At 69.5% G+C, this 16,482-nt stretch carries 18 protein-coding genes; 10 read left to right on the top strand and 8 right to left on the bottom strand.

The features are described from left to right. Positions 1–2: 2 nt before the first annotated feature. The 3 genes from hemQ to hemE are packed head-to-tail and all read right to left on the bottom strand — an operon-like array spanning position 3 to position 3,183. The gene (hemQ, locus tag C8D87_RS44440) at positions 3–695 is read right to left on the bottom strand and encodes a hydrogen peroxide-dependent heme synthase (protein WP_109642599.1); all 693 of its coding nucleotides are present in this window, start codon (positions 693–695) and stop codon (positions 3–5) included. A gap of 23 nt (positions 696–718) precedes the next feature. Continuing rightward, complete coding sequence (hemG, locus tag C8D87_RS44435; protein ID WP_112232653.1) at positions 719–2,146, bottom strand: protoporphyrinogen oxidase; 1,428 nt, start codon at positions 2,144–2,146, stop codon at positions 719–721. Beyond that, entirely contained in the window at positions 2,146–3,183 is a 1,038-nt protein-coding gene (gene hemE, locus C8D87_RS44430; protein WP_112232651.1) for a uroporphyrinogen decarboxylase, read from the bottom strand. The genes hemG and hemE overlap by 1 nt, the downstream gene beginning before the upstream one ends. A 93-nt stretch (positions 3,184–3,276) precedes the next feature. Between hemE and C8D87_RS44425 the strand changes: the two genes are divergently transcribed. Next, entirely contained in the window at positions 3,277–3,819 is a 543-nt protein-coding gene (locus C8D87_RS44425) for a DUF3000 domain-containing protein (protein ID WP_030471905.1), read from the top strand. Here the strand turns inward: C8D87_RS44425 and C8D87_RS44420 are convergent. Continuing rightward, positions 3,816–4,958, bottom strand: a complete 1,143-nt coding sequence (locus tag C8D87_RS44420) for a dipeptidase (protein WP_407657048.1) — start codon at positions 4,956–4,958, stop codon at positions 3,816–3,818. The two genes, C8D87_RS44425 and C8D87_RS44420, sit on opposite strands and share 4 nt — an antisense overlap. A gap of 254 nt (positions 4,959–5,212) precedes the next feature. Here C8D87_RS44420 and C8D87_RS44415 point away from each other — a divergent pair, with 254 nt between their 5' ends. From C8D87_RS44415 to C8D87_RS44405, 3 genes are all read left to right on the top strand, one after another. Further along, a complete protein-coding gene (locus C8D87_RS44415) occupies positions 5,213–5,929 on the top strand; it encodes a response regulator (protein WP_015099292.1) in 717 nt (238 codons plus the stop codon). 70 nt (positions 5,930–5,999) lie between these two features. After that, positions 6,000–7,250 carry a ribonuclease D gene (locus C8D87_RS44410; protein WP_112232650.1) on the top strand — a complete coding sequence of 417 codons (1,251 nt, stop codon included), beginning with the start codon at positions 6,000–6,002 and terminating at the stop codon, positions 7,248–7,250. 131 nt (positions 7,251–7,381) lie between these two features. Then, positions 7,382–7,873, top strand: a complete 492-nt coding sequence (locus tag C8D87_RS44405) for a GNAT family N-acetyltransferase (protein WP_112232648.1) — start codon at positions 7,382–7,384, stop codon at positions 7,871–7,873. Between the two features lie 282 nt (positions 7,874–8,155). Here the strand turns inward: C8D87_RS44405 and C8D87_RS44395 are convergent, their stop codons facing one another. Continuing rightward, positions 8,156–8,791 carry a MerR family transcriptional regulator gene (locus C8D87_RS44395; protein ID WP_109642583.1) on the bottom strand — a complete coding sequence of 212 codons (636 nt, stop codon included), beginning with the start codon at positions 8,789–8,791 and terminating at the stop codon, positions 8,156–8,158. 62 nt (positions 8,792–8,853) lie between these two features. Between C8D87_RS44395 and C8D87_RS44390 the strand changes: the two genes are divergently transcribed. The 5 genes from C8D87_RS44390 (at position 8,854) to C8D87_RS44370 (ending at position 14,873) form a co-directional block, all read left to right on the top strand. Further along, positions 8,854–9,759, top strand: coding sequence for a hypothetical protein (locus C8D87_RS44390; RefSeq protein ID WP_109642581.1), 906 nt, complete (start codon positions 8,854–8,856; stop codon positions 9,757–9,759). Then, on the top strand, positions 9,756–10,205 hold the full coding sequence (locus C8D87_RS44385; protein ID WP_109642579.1) for an ABA4-like family protein: 450 nt from the start codon (positions 9,756–9,758) through the stop codon (positions 10,203–10,205). Before C8D87_RS44390 ends, C8D87_RS44385 begins: the two co-directional genes overlap by 4 nt. Positions 10,206–10,239: 34 nt before the next feature. Next, a complete protein-coding gene (locus C8D87_RS44380; RefSeq protein WP_411711548.1) occupies positions 10,240–11,514 on the top strand; it encodes a thiolase family protein in 1,275 nt (424 codons plus the stop codon). Next, complete coding sequence (locus C8D87_RS44375) at positions 11,511–13,619, top strand: 3-hydroxyacyl-CoA dehydrogenase NAD-binding domain-containing protein (protein ID WP_112232646.1); 2,109 nt, start codon at positions 11,511–11,513, stop codon at positions 13,617–13,619. The genes C8D87_RS44380 and C8D87_RS44375 overlap by 4 nt, the downstream gene beginning before the upstream one ends. 93 nt (positions 13,620–13,712) lie before the next feature. After that, on the top strand, positions 13,713–14,873 hold the full coding sequence (locus C8D87_RS44370) for a cytochrome P450 (RefSeq protein ID WP_112232644.1): 1,161 nt from the start codon (positions 13,713–13,715) through the stop codon (positions 14,871–14,873). Position 14,874: 1 nt separating this feature from the next. Here the strand turns inward: C8D87_RS44370 and C8D87_RS44365 are convergent, their stop codons facing one another. Then, positions 14,875–15,195, bottom strand: coding sequence for a hypothetical protein (locus C8D87_RS44365; RefSeq protein WP_109642570.1), 321 nt, complete (start codon positions 15,193–15,195; stop codon positions 14,875–14,877). Positions 15,196–15,238: 43 nt separating this feature from the next. On the opposite strand from C8D87_RS44365, the gene C8D87_RS44360 reads away from it, so the two are divergent. Next, positions 15,239–15,757 (top strand): hypothetical protein, encoded by a 519-nt coding sequence (locus tag C8D87_RS44360; protein ID WP_112232642.1) that lies wholly within the window; start codon positions 15,239–15,241, stop codon positions 15,755–15,757. Positions 15,758–15,769: 12 nt separating this feature from the next. Here the strand turns inward: C8D87_RS44360 and C8D87_RS44355 are convergent, their stop codons facing one another. Both C8D87_RS44355 and C8D87_RS44350 read right to left on the bottom strand, forming a co-directional pair. Continuing rightward, the gene (locus tag C8D87_RS44355; RefSeq protein WP_109642568.1) at positions 15,770–16,192 is read right to left on the bottom strand and encodes a type II toxin-antitoxin system VapC family toxin; all 423 of its coding nucleotides are present in this window, start codon (positions 16,190–16,192) and stop codon (positions 15,770–15,772) included. After that, a complete protein-coding gene (locus C8D87_RS44350) occupies positions 16,180–16,464 on the bottom strand; it encodes a type II toxin-antitoxin system Phd/YefM family antitoxin (RefSeq protein ID WP_109642566.1) in 285 nt (94 codons plus the stop codon). The genes C8D87_RS44355 and C8D87_RS44350 overlap by 13 nt, the downstream gene beginning before the upstream one ends. Positions 16,465–16,482: the final 18 nt, after the last annotated feature.

The following is a 16,482-nucleotide window of genomic DNA, read 5'->3' as shown; positions in this document are numbered from 1 at the left end:
CGTCACGGCAGGTTCGTGACCAGCTCGGCGGCCGGGACGCGGGTGCCCGTGTAGAAGGGGATCTCCTCACGCACGTGCAGCCGCGCCTCGGTGCCGCGCAGGTGCCGCATCAGGTCGACGATGCGGTGCAGCTCGTCGGCCTCGAAAGCGAGCATCCACTCGTAGTCGCCCAGCGCGAACGACGCGACGGTGTTCGCGCGCACGTCAGGGAAGTCGCGGGCTTCCTTGCCGTGGTCCGCGAGCATCTTGCGGCGGTCCTCCTCCGGCAGCAGGTACCACTCGTAGGAGCGCACGAACGGGTAGACGCAGACGTACTTGCGCGGCTCCTCGTTGGCGAGGAACGCGGGGATGTGGCTGCGGTTGAACTCGGCGGGGCGGTGCAGCGCGACCTGCGACCAGACCGGCGTGGAGACCTTGCCGAGCGGGGTGCGGCGGAAGCCCGTGTAGGCGGCCTGCACCTGCTCGATCTCCTCGGCGTGCCACCAGATCATGAAGTCCGCGTCGGCACGCAGACCGGCCACGTCGTAGACACCGCGGACGACGACGCCCTTGCCTTCCAACGCGTCGAGGTAGTTCTGCGTCTCGGAGGCGGCGGCGCTGCGGTCTTCCGGCAGCTTCCCCGGCTCGACGCGGAACACCGACCACATCGTGTAGCGGATGGTGTCGTTGAGCTCGTTGTAGTTCAGGCGCGCCATACGTCCATCTTGGCACGGCCCTGTCAACGGCGAACGCGGCCCAGCAGGTGTGCTGCGACACGGGCGGCGGCCGCGTCGGCGGTGGCGATGCACGCCGGTACGCCGACGCCGTGCAGCGTGGCGCCGGCCACCGCGAGGCCGGGTACGTCGCCGATGCCCTTCTCGATGGTCTCGACGAGGTCGACGTGCCCGACGCCGTACTGCGGCAGGCCACCGCCCCAGCGCTGCACCACGTGGTCGATGGGCTCGGCCTTGATCCCGGTGAGCTCGTACAGGTCGTTGCGCACGGCCTTCACGAGGTCCGCGTCACTGCGCTGCAGGAGCGCCGTCTCGCCGCGGCGCCCGACCGAGCCGCGCACCAGCACGGGCTCGCCGAAGTGCGACCACTTGCGGCTGGAGAACGTGAACGCCTTGGCGGTGAACGGGGTGATGCGGTCGCTGTACCGCTCCCCCTCCGCGATCAGGATGCCGGAGCGGTCCGGCAGTTCGGTGCCCGGCGGCAGTGCCAGCGCAACGACGGCCATCGAGGCGACCTCGACCTTGCCGTACGCACCGGACACCTGCGGCGCGATCTCGGACAGCAGTTTGCGCGCCGACGGAGCCGGGACCGCGAGCACGACGCCGTCGCACTCCAGGTACTCGGGCGTCGCCGCCGAGCCGATCTCCAGCCGCCAGCCGTCGCCCTGCCAGGAGAGCACGCGAACCGGCAGGCCCAGCCGGACGACCGGCTTCGCGACCTCGGCGAGCCGGTCGACGAGCGACGCCACGCCGTTGGCGAGGCTGGCGAAGACCGGCGGGCGGGCAGCGCGTGGCTGCGGCGGCGCGGGCATCATCATCGCGGCGGCCGCGAGCAGGGAACCGACGCCCTTGTCCAGCAGCGTCGCGATCTGCGGCATGGTGGCGCGCAGGCCCAGCTCGTCCGCGCGCCCCGCGTAGACGCCGCCCAGCAGCGGGCCGACGAGACGATCCGCGACCTCGGGGCCGAACCTGTCCTTCACCAGCCCGCCGACGGCGACGTCACCGCCGTTGAGCTGGATCGGCGGCAGCGTCGGTTCCATCTCGACCCGCAGCGCGCCTTCCGACGACAGCATCTGCCGGACGGTCTCGACGCTCGCCGGCACGCCCATGAACGTGTGCGAGGGCAGCTGGTGCGTCCGCCCGGCCGCGTGCACGCTCGCCTTGGCCGCCGTCGGGTGCACGACGTGGTCCTGGAGGCCGACCTCGTTGATCAGCTCCTGCGCCTCGGGCTTGCGGTGCAGGAACGCCTCCGCGCCCACGTCGAACCGCACGCCGGCGAGCTCGGTGGTCCGCAGCTTGCCGCCGAGCCGGTCGGACTGCTCGATCACGGTGATCTTCGCGTCGGGGCCGAGCAGCATGCGCAACCGGTGCGCGGCGGCCAGGCCTGAGATCCCTCCCCCGACGACTGCTACGTGCGGCGCTCTTCCGCGCATTACAAGCTGTGGATCAGTTCGACGGTCCGGGTGATGATCTCCGGATCGGTGTCCGGCAGCACGCCGTGGCCCAGGTTGAAGATGTGGCCGGCGGCCGCCTTGCCCTCGGCGTGGATGCGGCGCACCTCGCGTTCGACGGCCTCGAACCCCGCGAAGAACAGCGCAGGGTCGAGGTTGCCCTGCACGACCGGCTTCGGCAGCTGCGGGGCGGCGTTCTCCAGCCTCCGCACCGCCTCGTCGAGCGGGATCCGCCAGTCGACACCGACGACGTCCGCGCCGGCCTCGCGCATCGCGGGCAGCAGCTCACCGGTGCCGACACCGAAGTGGATGCGCGGCACGGTCGTGATCGTCTCGAGCACCCGCTTGGAGTGCGGCAGCACGAACTCGCGGTAGTCGCGCTCGGACAGCGCGCCCGCCCACGAGTCGAACAGCTGCACGGCCTGCACCCCGGCGTCGAGCTGCGCGTGCAGGAACGCGGCGGTGACGTCCGCGATCTTGGCCAACAGCGCGTGCCACAGCTCGGGGTTGCCGTGCATGAGCGCCTTGGTGAGCTCGTGGTTCTTGCTCGGCCCGCCCTCGACGAGGTAGGAGGCGAGCGTGAACGGCGCCCCGGCGAACCCGATGAGCGCGACCTGCGGCGGCAGTTCCTTGAGCAGCAGCCCGACGGCGTCCGCGACCGGCTGGACCTGCTCGGCGTGCAGCTCCGGCAGGTTGCGCACGTCGTCCAGCGTCCTGACCGGCTTCGCGACCACGGGACCGGTGCCCGCGACGATGTCGAGGTCGACACCGGCCGCCTTGAGCGGCACCACGATGTCGGAGAAGAGGATCGCGCCGTCGACGCCGTGCCGCCGGACGGGCTGCATGGTGATCTCGCGGACCATCTCGGGATCCATGCACGCGTCGAGCATCGCGGTGCCCTGACGAAGCGCCCGGTACTCGGGCAGCGACCGTCCCGCCTGCCTCATGAACCAGACAGGGGTGTGCGACGGGGTGCCGCCACGAGCGGCCACGAGGAGGGGTGCCGAAAGGTTTGACACTGTGCAGTCATCTCTCTTTCTTTCCGCTTCATGGTCCCACGCCCCGGCGTGCCGCCGTCACTCGGTCGGTTTGCGAGGCATACAGTCAGTTGTGTGACCGAGCCGGAAATCTTCCGCCGGGCGGTGGGGACGCTCAAGTCGGTTCGCCACAGGCCCGAGATCGAACTCACCGAGGTTCGCCCGCCGCAGCGGCTCGCACCGTGGGCGTACGCGCTGACGGCTGAGGTCACCGGCCCGTCGGACGAACTGTCGACAGGACGCCTCGTGCTCCTGCACGACCCGGACGGCGACGAGGCGTGGGGCGGTGTCCTGCGAGTGGTGGCCTACGTGCGCGTGGAGCTCGACCACGAGCTCGCCTCCGACCCGCTGCTGCCCGAGGTCGGCTGGTCGTGGCTGACCGAGGCCCTCGAACAGTCGGGCGCCAGGTTCACCGCGCTCGGCGGAACCGTGACGCAGACGTCGTCGGCCAGGTTCGGCGACATCGCCGGACCGGCTCGCACGGACGACCTGGAGCTGCGCGCGTCGTGGACCGCGCTCGACGGAGAGCTCGCCGAGCACGGCACCGCGTTCTACGAGCTGATGGCGACGGCCGTCGGGCTGCCGCCGGTCGGGGTCACCCTCTTCGGGCAGCGCTAGTCGGCGTCCCTGAGGACGCGCAGGATGTTCGCGCCCGCGAGCTTCGCGCAGTCGTCCTCGGACCAGCCCTTGTCGAGCAGCGCGCCGATGAGGTTCGGGTAGGTCGACACGTCCTCGAGTCCCTGCGGCAGCGCCTGGACCCCGTCGTAGTCGCCACCGAGGCCGATGTGGTCGATGCCGACGACCTCACGCGCGTGCTCGACGTGCGCGACGACGTCGTCGAGCGTCGCGACCGGCGCCGGGTGGTCGACGATCCACTTCTCGCCGAACACCTTGCGGGCGTCGAGGTCGGCATGGTTCTGCCCCGCGGCCGTCATGGCGTCACGAAGGGCCGCATCCCATTCAGCGAACCGGGGTGCTACGAAGCTCGGCACGAATGTGATCATGGCCACACCGCCGTTGGTCTTGAGCTTGACCAGGACGTCGTCCGGGATGTTGCGCGGATGGTCGGCAACGTGGCGGCACGACGAGTGGCTGAAGATGACGGGCTTGACGCTCGTCTCGAGCGCGGCGTGCATCGTGCTCGGCGCGACGTGCGAGAGGTCGACGAGCATGCCGATGCGGTTCATCTCACGCACGACCTCGCGGCCGAACTCCGTCAGGCCGCCGTGTTCGGGCTGGTCAGTGGCGCTGTCGGCCCACGGGGTGTTGTCGTTGTGGGTGAGCGTCATGTAGCGGACGCCCAGGCGGCGCAACGCGCGCAGAACGCCGAGTGAAGAGTTGATGGAATGTCCGCCCTCGGCACCGAGGAGGGACGCGACACGCCCGGACGCGAAGACTTTTTCCGCCTCGGCGGCGGTCGTGGCGATGCCCAGGTGATCGGAGTACCGCCCTGCCAGCTCGTAGACCAGTTCGACCTGCTCCAGCACCGCGGTGACCGCTCCGTCGCCGGCGAGCCTGCCGGGAATCCAGACGGACCAGAACTGCATGCCGAGGCCGCCCTCGCGCATTTTCACGATGTCCGTGTGCAAGCTGGGATGACGTTCCGTGAGATCGATCTTCGCGGCGGTCGTGTAGACGTCCTCGCCCGTTCCCTCACCGAACTCCCGGAGAGCCCACGGGAGGTCGTTGTGGCCGTCGACGAGGGGCACACGCTGCAGCAACGCCCGCGCTCGCTCGGGACCGGTCAGGCTCGGCACAACCATCTCCTAGATGTCGTCATGAGGGCAACTCGCGTTACTCCCCCTATCCAGTTGTCAGCCAATCGTGTGACAACTGAGGCCATCTGTCACAACTCAATAGGGATAGATACCCGATTGATCGTCCCGTAGACCCGCTTGGGCGGCTACGCTGCCCCAGACGACACCACTTTCGGTCGATCAGTGGCGCGGCTGATTGGGCGAAAGTCCCGGTGCCGGTCGGGGGGCACGACCGACTCCAGGGAGGTAGTGACGTGGCTGCCGTCGGCTTAGGTCAGGCCGTTCGTACCACGCCAGCCGGCTCGTTGCCGGCGAACATGGTCCCGCACCCGCGGGAAGAGCTCTTTTCAGTGCTGGTGGTCGACGACCACCCACTGCTGAGGGAGGCGATATCAGCTCGGCTCACGCAAATGGGAGCCGGCACAGTGCATGAGGCCGCATCGGTGGCAGAGGCTCGGGCGCGGGCACTTGCAACCGGTCCTTGCGACCTCGCGATCCTCGATCTGGGCTTGCCGGATGGCACCGGCATCGACCTGGTCACGGAACTCCGTGCCCAGGGCTGGCCCCGCATCGTGGTCCTCGCATCCTCCGACGACCCCTACGCGGTCAGGTCGGCCTTCCAGGCGGGCGCCCAGGCGTACCTCCTGAAGTCCGCCTCTCCGATGGTGGTCACCGACGGGGTGCGCCGGGTTCTCGATGGCGGCGTTTACGCAGATCCGAGCGTGGCACCAGTACTCGCAGCGGGTACTCGGGTGCCGGGCACCGACAACACGCCGCGGGAACTCTCCGCGCGTGAGGTCGAGGTGCTCCAGCTGGTCGCCGATGGCCAGAGCAACAAGGAAATCGGCGAGGCTCTGAGCCTGTCCGCGTTGACGGTGAAGTCTCACCTGTCGCGGATCGGCCGGAAGCTGGGCACCGGGGATCGCGCTCAGATGGTCGCGCTGGCCATGCGTGCCGGCGTGATCCGTTAGATACCGGTTTGAAGCACTGAACCGGCCGAGAACACCTGTGAGTGGTGCGATCGTCGTAGGGTCATCCGCTGTGGATGTACCCGCCGACGAGCCAACCGCACCAACCGGACCAGATCCGGTACCGCTGACGGAACCCGCTGATGGGGTCCCGCCCGTGGTCGCCGATCCTGCTGCGCTCCGGCGAGCCGCTGACGCGCTCGCCGGGGCGAAGGGCCCGGTCGCGGTGGACACCGAGCGAGCCTCGGGCTACCGCTACTCACAGCGTGCCTATCTGGTGCAACTGCGCCGGGAGGGCGCCGGCACCTGGTTGGTCGACCCGATCGCTCTAGGCGGACGGCTCGACCCGCTTGTGCAGGCGCTGGACGGCACCGAGTGGGTGTTGCACGCAGCGTCTCAGGACCTGCCGTGCCTCGCCGAACTCGGGCTGCGACCCGGCGTGCTGTTCGACACCGAGCTGGCGGGCAGGCTGGCTGGGTTCGAACGCGTGGCATTGGGCACGCTGGTCGAGCGACTGCTCGGCTATCGGCTGGAGAAGGGGCACGGCGCGGCCGACTGGTCGCGCCGCCCCCTTCCTGCCGACTGGCTGACGTATGCCGCTCTGGACGTGGAGCTGCTCGTTCAGCTCCGCGACGTTCTCGAGGCCGAGCTGGAGCGCCAGGGCAAACTCGCCTGGGCGCTCGAGGAGTTCGAGGCGGTACGGACGGCGCCGTTGCCGCGCCCCCGTACCGACCCCTGGCGGCGCACGTCGGGTATCCACCGCGTGCGCAACCAGCGTCAACTGGCCCTCGTCCGCGCGCTCTGGGAAGCCCGCGACGCCGTGGCCCGCGAACGCGACATCGCCCCCGGCCGAGTCCTCCCGGACTCCGCCCTGATGGAGGCAGCCGCCCGCAACCCCGCTTCGGAACCCGAGCTGCTCGCGCTGCCGGTCTTCCGCGGCCGGGCCCAGCGCCGCATGTCCGGCGTCTGGATGAACGCCCTGCGCAAAGCCGCCGCCCTGCCCAAGTCGGAGCTCCCAGAGCCCGCCGGGCAGCACGAAGGTCCTCCCCCGCCCAACCGCTGGGCGGACAAGGACCCGGACGCGGCGGCCCGTCTGGCCGCGGCCCGCACGGCACTGACGGCCATCGCCGAGGCCAACACCCTCCCGGTGGAGAACCTCCTGCTGCCGGACCTCGTGCGCCGCACCTGCTGGCAACCGCCGGCCGACGTCTCCCCCGAATCCGTGGCCACCGCGCTGCGCGACGGCGGGGCCCGGTCGTGGCAGATCGAGCTCACCCTCGAAGCCATGACGAAGGCGCTGGCGGCGACAGCACCGCAGGCCTGACCCACCCACATCCAATATCCGATATATCAGTTCACCCCGGCCCACCGCCGGTCGACCCTTGCTGACCTGCCCCTTAGCAATGAGACTTTGGACGACGTCCGCAAAAGACTCATTGCAAGGGGCAGGTTCGCATGATCAGCACCGACCGGCTGGACCTGCTGCCGCTGCGGGTCGAGCACGCCGCGGAGATGGCGACGGTGCTGGCGGACCCGGCGCTGCACACGTTCACCGGCGGCGCCCCGCTCGTGCCGGAGGCGCTCCTCGCCCGGTACGAGAGGTTGGTCGCGGGCTCACCCGACCCGGCCCAGCGCTGGCTCAACTGGGTGATCCGGCTGCGCGCCGACGACCGGCTTGCCGGCACCGTCCAGGCGACCATCACCGGCCGGACCGCGGAGATCGCCTGGGTCGTCGGCACGCCGTGGCAGGGTCGCGGCATCGCGAGTGAGGCGGCGCGAGGTCTCGTCGGCTGGCTCGGCACCCAGCCGGTGGACACCGTGATCGCGCACGTTCATCCCGATCACCACGCGTCCGCCGCGGTGGCCGCCTCCGCCGGCCTCTCCCCCACCGGCCAGTGGCACGACGGCGAGATCAGGTGGCTGAAGCCGCTGCGACGGCAGTCCTGAACGACCTGCGGTAGGCGCTCGGCGTGAGACCGGTCCGGCGTACCAGGTGCTGCCGCAACGAGTCGGCGCTCGTCCCACCGCCCGTTCGTCGTCGACGCTTCCCGCATCGGTTCCACGTTCGGGCTGACGGCGACGCCGCTCGACGAGGTCCTCACCGCGACCCTGAGCCGGGCGCACACCCGGTCGCGGGAGCTCACGACCGCCTGATCGCTCTCCGTTCGGCGAAAAACCGTGCTCGGCGTCGCGCTGAGCACGGTCTTCGGCGTTTGCACGCCCGCCCTGTCAGTCGGCCGAGCCATCTCCGATCACCTTGCGCGACGCCTGGGTGTGCGCGAGCCGCCGCACCGCCTTGAGCACGGCGTCGCCGATCAGGGTGCCCACGACCATTCCCTCGATGACGTCGTCGGGCGAACCGCGTCGCGCGACGTACTCGACGTCCGCCTGCGCGATGATCTTCAACCCCTCCAGATAGGGGTCGAGCAGGTCGTGGAAGTGGTCGTGGCCGACCGAGCGGGCCGCGGACAGCGCCATGGCGAGCATGTGGGTCACGTTGCTCTCGGTGACGTCGCAGTACTCCTCGCCCTGCCGCCGGACGAACGCGAGAACGTCCTCGACGGCGAGCGGGTCGAGCTCGCCCGAGCCCGGCTGGCTGATGGCCTCCTGCACGGCGCCGAGCTTCTCGTGCAGTGACTCGTCGCGGTTGTCGATGGCGGCGAGGACGTCTCGAACCGCCGCGATCGAGAGGCCACCGACGTCCACGAGGGCACGCACCAGCCGGAGGCGACGGAGGTGCTCGTCGTCGTAGTGGGCCTGGTTCGGGCTGGTCAGCACGCCGGCGGGCAGCAGTCCCTCACGCAGGTAGTACTTGATCGTCGGCACCGGGACGCCGCTTCGCTTCGAAAGCTCGCCAACACGCATATGGATAGTGTACCTTTCCGATAGCGGCGAGCGCCGCTATCCATTCTTCTGAGGGGGCTCAGATGCTGAAGACCGCATACAACTGGCACCGGCCGTTAATGCTCTTCACGCTGTCCATGGTCGTTCTGACTCCGATCGCCGCACTCGGCATGCTGCTCGACGACCGGGTGCTGGTCGACTCGCCGATCTGGTTCAAGCCGTTCAAGTTCGCGGTGTCGTTCGTGCTCTACAGCGCCTCGCTGGCGTGGTTCATCAGCCTTCTCGATGGCCGCGCGCACCGGATCGCGTGGTGGCTCGGGACCGTGTCCGCGCTCGTCGGTGTCGGCGAGATGGCGATCATCGTCGGACAGGTCGTCAGGGGGAAGCGCAGCCACTTCAACTTCGAGACGCCGCTCGACGCGGCGCTGTTCAGCGCCATGGGCACGATGGTCGTGGTCCTCTGGGTCGCGAACCTGGTCATCGCACTCATGTTGCTGCGCAAGAAGTTCGCCGACCCCGCCCTGGGCTGGACGGTGCGCTTCAGCCTGCTGATCGCGCTGATCGGCATGGGCGTCGGCTTCCTGATGACCCAGCCGAAGCCCGGCCAGTCCATCGACCAGGGCACGCTCGGCGCGCACTCGATCGGCGGGGCCGACGGCGGACCGTCGATGCCCTTCACCGGGTGGAGCACGGTGTACGGCGACTACCGGGTCGGCCACTTCATCGGCATGCACGCCCTGCAGTTCCTGCCCTTGCTGATCACGCTCGCCGGCCGGTGGGCGAACGCGCGCCTCGCGTGGGTGATCAGCGGCGGCTACCTCGGGCTGACCCTGCTGGTGATCTGGCAGGCCATGCGCGCCCAGCCGCTCATCAAGCCGGACGCCCTCACCCTGGTCGTCGCCGCTGTCATCGTCGCCGGGACCGCGCTGGGCGTGGTGTGGGCGCGGCAGCCGCAGCAGAACACCGAGAAGGAGCTCGTGGCCGCATGACCGCCATCCTGTTCGACCTGACGTTCCTGTTGATCGCACCGTTCTGGGCGCTCATGATCTTCGCGCCGAAGTGGTCGTGGACGCGCAGGATCGCCGAGTCGTACCTCATCGTGCTGCCGCCGGTCGTGATCTACGTCGTGCTCATGGTCCCCGTGCTGCCGGAGCTGATCCCTCTGGTCACGCGACCGGAACTCCCGGCGCTGGCCGAGTTCATGAGCACGGACACCGGCGCCGCGCTGGTGTGGGCGCACATGATCGCGTGGGACCTGTTCGTCGGGCGCTGGATGTACCTGGAGGGGCGCCGGCTGAACGTCCACCCGCTGGTCATGGCACCCGTTCTGGTGATCACGATCCTGCTGGCGCCGGTCGGGTTGCCGCTGTTCCTGATCGTGCGCAAGGTGTGTGACGCAAAGAACAGGGGTACCGCTGTGGTTACCCGCCAGTAACTAGGGCTAGAGTTGGCGTTACCGACCGGTAGGGATGTCGCGCACCCCCTGCTCGGTGGACAGAGTTGTCACCACAAGTGGAGGAGACGCCGTGGCCGCACCAGCAGCGCCGGCACGCGTTCGGAACGTGGTCTTCGTCGACGGCGTGCGGACGCCGTTCGGCAAGGCCGGTCCCAAGGGCATTTTCGCCGAGACCCGTGCCGACGACCTCATCGTGAAGGTCATCCGTGAGCTGCTGCGCAGGCACCCCGAGCTGCCGCCGGAGCGCGTCGACGAGGTCGCCATCGCCGCGACCACGCAGATCGGCGACCAGGGCCTCACGCTCGGCCGCACCGCCGCACTGCTCGCGGGCCTGCCGAAGTCGGTCCCCGGTTACTCGATCGACCGCATGTGCGCGGGCGCGATGACCGCCGTCACGACCGCGGCGAGCGGTATCGCGTTCGGCGCGTACGACATCGCGATCGCGGGCGGCGTCGAGCACATGGGCCGCCACCCGATGGGCGAGGGCGTCGACCCGAACCCGCGCTTCCTGTCGGACAAGATCGTCGACACCAGCGCGCTCGTGATGGGCCAGACCGCGGAGAACCTGCACGACCGGTTCCCGCACATCACCAAGGAGCGCACGGACGCCTACGCGGCCGCTTCGCAGGCCAAGTACGCCGACGCGCTCAAGAACGGCAAGATCGGCCCGGAGCTCGTGCCCGTCGCGACCCGTTCCGCCGAGCACGGCTGGGGCCTCGCCACCGCCGACGAGCCGCCGCGTCCCGGCACCACCGTCGAGGACCTGGCCAAGCTCAAGACGCCGTTCCGCCCGCACGGCCGGATCACCGCGGGCAACGCGGCCGGTCTGAACGACGGTGCGACGGGCTGCATCCTCGCCGAGGAGGAGACCGCGCGCGAGCTCGGCCTGCCCATCGGCATGCGGATGGTCGGCTACTCGTTCCTGGGCGTCGAGCCCGAGGTCATGGGCATCGGCCCGGTGCCGGCGACCGAGAAGGCTCTCGAGCGCGCCGGTCTGTCCATTGAGGACATCGGCCTGTTCGAGGTCAACGAGGCGTTCGCCATCCAGGTCCTCGCGTTCCTCGACCACTTCGGCATCGCCGACGACGACCCGCGCGTGAACCAGTGGGGCGGCGCGATCGCCACTGGCCACCCGCTGGCCTCGTCCGGTGTCCGGCTGATGACGCAGCTGTCGCGTCAGTTCGCCGAGCGGCCGGACGTCCGCTACGGCCTCACCACCATGTGCATCGGCATCGGCATGGGCGGCACCGTTATCTGGGAGAACCCGAACTGGAGTGGCGACAAGTGACCATCACCGCTGAGGAAGCAAAGGCGATCTTCCCCGACGAGGTCGTCACCCACGCCAGGACGCGTCTGATCAGCGTTCCCGGCCTCGACAAGCCGGTCGCGCTCATCACGATCGACAACGGCCTGGACCACACCCGCCCGTCGACGTTCGGCCCGCAGTCGCTGGTGTCGCTCGGTGCGGCGTTCGACGAGGCCCACGCGGCCGGCCCCGCCGCGATCGCGGTGACCGGCAAGCCGTTCATCTTCGCCGTCGGCGCGGACCTGTCCGCCGTCGAGCAGGCGACGGACCGCTCGCAGGGCGTCACGATCGGCAAGCTGGGCCACGACGTCTTCAAGAAGTTCACCGACTCGGACGTCCCGACCTTCGCCTTCGTCAACGGCGCGGTCATGGGCGGTGGCCTCGAGCTCGCGCTGTCGTGCCACTACCGCACGCTGGCGTCGAACGCGGCCGCGATCGCGCTGCCCGAGGTGTTCCTCGGCCTGTTCCCGGGCTGGGGCGGCACGCAGCTGCTGCCGAACCTGATCGGCGCCAACGACGCCGTGACGGTGATCTTCGAGAACGCGTTGAACCAGAACAAGATGCTCAAGCCGAAGGAAGCTCTGGCGCTGGGCATCGCGGACGTGCTGTTCGACTCCGCCGACTACCTGGAGCAGTCGCTGCTGTGGCTGTCCGGTGTCGTGCGCGGTGAGATCACCGTGCCGCGCAAGGAGATCGACCGCGGCGCGGCGTGGGACGCCGCCGTCGCGCGCGCCAAGGCGATCGTGCACGGCAAGACCAAGGGCGCGGCGCCGGGTGCGCAGAAGGCGCTGGAGCTGCTGGAGCTGGCGCGCGAGAACGACCTGGAGAAGGGCTACGCCGCCGAGACCGAGGGCCTCGCGGACCTGGTCATGAGCGACGAGCTCCGTGCCGGGCTGTACTCGTTCAACCTGGTGCAGAAGCGCGCGAAGCGGCCGGCCGGTGCGCCGGACAAGTCGCTGGCGCGCAAGGTGACCAAGGTCGGCGTCGTCGGTGCCGGTCTGATGGCGTCGCAGATGGCGCTGCTGTTCATCCGCCGCCTGCACGTGCCGGTCGTGCTGACCGACATCGACCAGGCACGCGTGGACAAGGGCGTCGGCTACGTCCACGGCGAGATCGACAAGCTGGCCGGCAAGAAGCGCATCTCGCCGGACGAGGCGAACAGGTTGAAGGCGCTCGTGTCCGGTTCGCTGGACAAGGCCGCGTTCGCCGACGCCGACTTCGTGATCGAGGCCGTGTTCGAGGACCTCGCCGTGAAGCAGCAGGTGTTCGCCGAGGTCGAGGAGCACGTCTCCGCCGAGGCCATCCTCGCCACGAACACGTCGTCGCTGTCCATCACGGACATGGCGTCGAAGCTCAAGCACCCCGAGCGGGTCGTGGGCTTCCACTTCTTCAACCCGGTCGCGGTCATGCCGCTGCTGGAGATCGTGCGCGCCGAGCAGACCGACGACGCCACGCTGGCGACGGCGTTCGCGGTCGGCAAGCAGCTGAAGAAGTCCTCGGTGCTGGTGAAGGACGCGCCCGCGTTCGTCGTGAACCGCCTGCTGACCCGCTTCATGGGCGAGGTCATCAAGTCGGTCGACGAGGGCACCTCCTTCGAGGTCGCGGACAAGGCCACCGAGCCGCTCGGCCTGCCGATGTCGCCGATGATCCTGCTGCAGCTGGTCGGTTCCGCCGTCGCGCTGCACGTGTCGGAGACGATGCACAACGCGTTCCCCGACCGCTTCTCGGTGTCGGAGAACATGAAGAAGTTCGTCGCGGCGGGCAAGGGCGCCGTCTGGCAGTGGGACTCCACTGGTGCGCAGACGGTCGACCCCGAGGTCCAGGCGCTGTGGGAGTTCGGCGACTCGCCCCTGTCGGGTGAGGAGGTCAAGACCCGCGCGCTGGAGGCTCTGGCCGAGGAGATCCGGATCATGCTCGACGAGGGCGTGGTCGCGGAGGCGCAGGACATCGACCTGTGCATGATCCTCGGTGCCGGATGGCCGTTCTGGCTGGGTGGCATCACGCCGTACCTGGACCGCACCGGCATCTCGGAGAAGGTGACGGGCAAGCGGTTCCTGGCGCCGGGTGTGGCGTCCGTGCCGGCCTAGGTAGTCACGAAGACGCCCGGTTCCCCTTGGGAGCCGGGCGTTTTCGCCTGCTCGGGCGTACACCGGCAGTGATCATCGGCCTACCGTCGGTGCATGGCCAGAAGCTACCCCTTCGCGGAGCCCGGTCGTCTCGAGATCGACCCCGAGCTGACCGCGACGCCGCCGCTCACCCGCGTGAAGTTCCCCTACGGCAAGGAAACCTGGCTCGTGACGGGCCATCCGGAAGCACGGGCGGTGCTGAGCGACCCCCGGTTCGTGCGCACCACCGCGGACCCGCTCGACGAACCGCGAATGGGCGAACACAACAACTCGCCCGGCATCCTGTCCCTCGACGCGCCACAGCACACCCGGCTGCGCAAGCTGGTGACGAGCGTCTTCACCGTGCGCCGCGTACAGGCCCTGCGCCCGCGCGCCGTCGAGATCGTGGACTCACTGCTGGACGACCTGACCCCGCCCGCCGACCTGGTGGAGGGCCTGGCCCGCCCGTTCCCGATGCTGATGATCACGACGCTGCTCGGCGTGCCGCAGGAGGATCACGAAGAGTTCGGCATGTGGGCAGACAGCTTCCTCAGCACGGGCGCGGTACCTGCTTCGGTCGCCGCAGAGCACTACACCGCCATCTGCGACTACCTGGCCGCTCTCGGCCACCGGCGTGCCGAAGCTCCGACCGACGACCTGTTCGGCGCGCTGGTGCGCTGCCTGAACGCGGGCGAACTCACCGTCGACGAGCTCGTCATGGTCTCGTTCAGCATCCTGGTCGGCGGCCTGGAGACGGTGAAGACGCAGCTGCCCAACATGGTGTACCTGCTGCTGACGGGCCCGTCCCTGCTCGAGGAGCTGCGCGCCGACCTCTCGCGGCTGCCCGCCGCGGTGGAGGAGATGCTGCGCTACATCCCGCTACCGACGACCGCCGTCTTCGCGCGCTTCGCCACCGAGGACGTGCCGGTCGGCGACGTGGTCATCGCGCGCGGCGAGCCGGTGCTGGTCGAGGTGCCCGTGACGAACCGCGATCCCCGCGTCTTCGCCGACGCCGACTCCCTCGACTTCGCCCGCGATCCCAATCCGCACCTGGCGTTCGGGCACGGAGCGCACTACTGCCTGGGCGCACAACTGGCCAGGCTGGAACTCCAGGTCGCGGTGGAACGCCTGCTGACCCGCATGCCCGCGCTGCGTCTCGCCGTGCCGGAGCAGGAGCTCGGCTGGAACCGGGGCTACATGGTGCGCGGCGTGACCGCGCTGCCGGTGACCTGGTGAACTAGTCCTCGAGTTCGGGCTGGTACTGCTCCGCGCTGCCGTCCTGGCGGATGAAGTAGGCCTCGATGTTCGTCGCCCGCAACGTCACCTCGGATCCGGCCACCAGGTCGCGGTAACGCAGCAGATCCGGCAGGCCGAGCGCGACGACGTCGAACGGGTGCTTCTGGCGCAGCATCAGCGACCGCCGCAACGCCTCGCTGAACGCCCGGCGCGGCGAGTCGTCGTCATCGGGGACTTCTACCAGCGCACCTTCGAGCTGACGTTCGAGCGCGGCCCGCACGTGGTCTGCCGTGCACCAGGCCGCGATCTCCGTGAGAGTCATGTGTCCCGTATCGCGAAAAATCGCGGGATCATTAGCAGTCCGGATGTTTCGATCGGGTCATGTTGCCCCGACCGGCGGTTCTGGTCGACGTCGACGGCCGCTGAATCCCTACCTGGCGAAGCCGACCCGGCGCCCGGCCGGCTACACCACACACCGCATCCGTCCCGCGGGTTTCTCCAGGCCACTGCGTGTCTGGCTGGACCCGTCCCACGGCCCGTGGCTGCTCTCGCTCGCCGTCGCGGCGGATGCGGACCTGGTGTGGGCGACGACGTGGGAGCAGGAGGCGAACGAGTTCATCGGGCCGCGGCTCGGGCTGCCCGAGCTGGAGTGGATCGACTTCGGCGGCCGCGGCGCCGACCACCGCGACGGCCACCACGGGAAGGTGCCCGCGATCACCGAGTGGGCAGGTACACGGCCGATCGCCTGGCTGGACGACGAGTTCCAGCCGCGACGCCGGGTGGGCGGCTGCCCGGCCGGGCACGCTGCTCGTGCCGGTCGACCCGCGCAAGGGCATCGGCATCGAACACCTGGAGCAGGTCCGCACGTTCCTCACCCGAGGTGAACGGCGGAGTGATCATGCCGGACGCTGGACCTGACGGATCGGCACGACCTCGACGAGCCGTTCGACGTCCTTGAAGTCCTTGACGTTCATGGTCAGCACCGGCATGCCGGCGACCGCCGCGGTGGCCGCGATCTGCAGGTCCATCCGCCGCGGACGAGGACTGCGGCCGGCCCTCCGCACCAGCGAGGCCATCTGCCCGTAGACCTTGGCCTCCTCCACACCGAACGGCAGCACCTCGAACGTCTGCAGCGCCGCGTAGTACCGCTCCGTGCGGGCGAAACGCTCGACGGGGTCGTCGGTGTCCAGCCCGAACGCCAGCTCCGCGATGGTGACCGCGCTGAGGAACGGCTGCGCGTCGATGTAGTCCCCCAGGTGCGCCCGCTCGAGCCTGATCAGCACACAGGTGTCGAGCAGGCAGCGACTCACCTCTGCCACGGGTCTTCCAGCGGGTCGTCCGCGCCGAAGACCTCGTCGGCCGCATTCCTGTCGGCCTCCCAGCGATCCGCGTCGACCGGCGGCAGCGTCCCGAACAACACCTGCACGTCACGGAGCGGCGGCCGCGACGGGGCTTCCGGCCGATACGGCAGGAGCTGCGCGACCGGTTTGTTGTTGCGGGTGACGACGAAGCCCTCACCCGCCTCGACACGGCGCATGATCTCCGCGTTGTCGTTGCGGAGCTCACGCTGCCCGATGGCCTTGAGCTGCATGACACCAATGTAGCGCAA

The organism is Lentzea atacamensis (assembly GCF_003269295.1).
Lineage (GTDB): Bacteria > Actinomycetota > Actinomycetes > Mycobacteriales > Pseudonocardiaceae > Lentzea > Lentzea atacamensis.
Note: the sequence above shows the minus strand (reverse complement) of the source record. Positions and strands in the feature narration are given on the sequence as shown.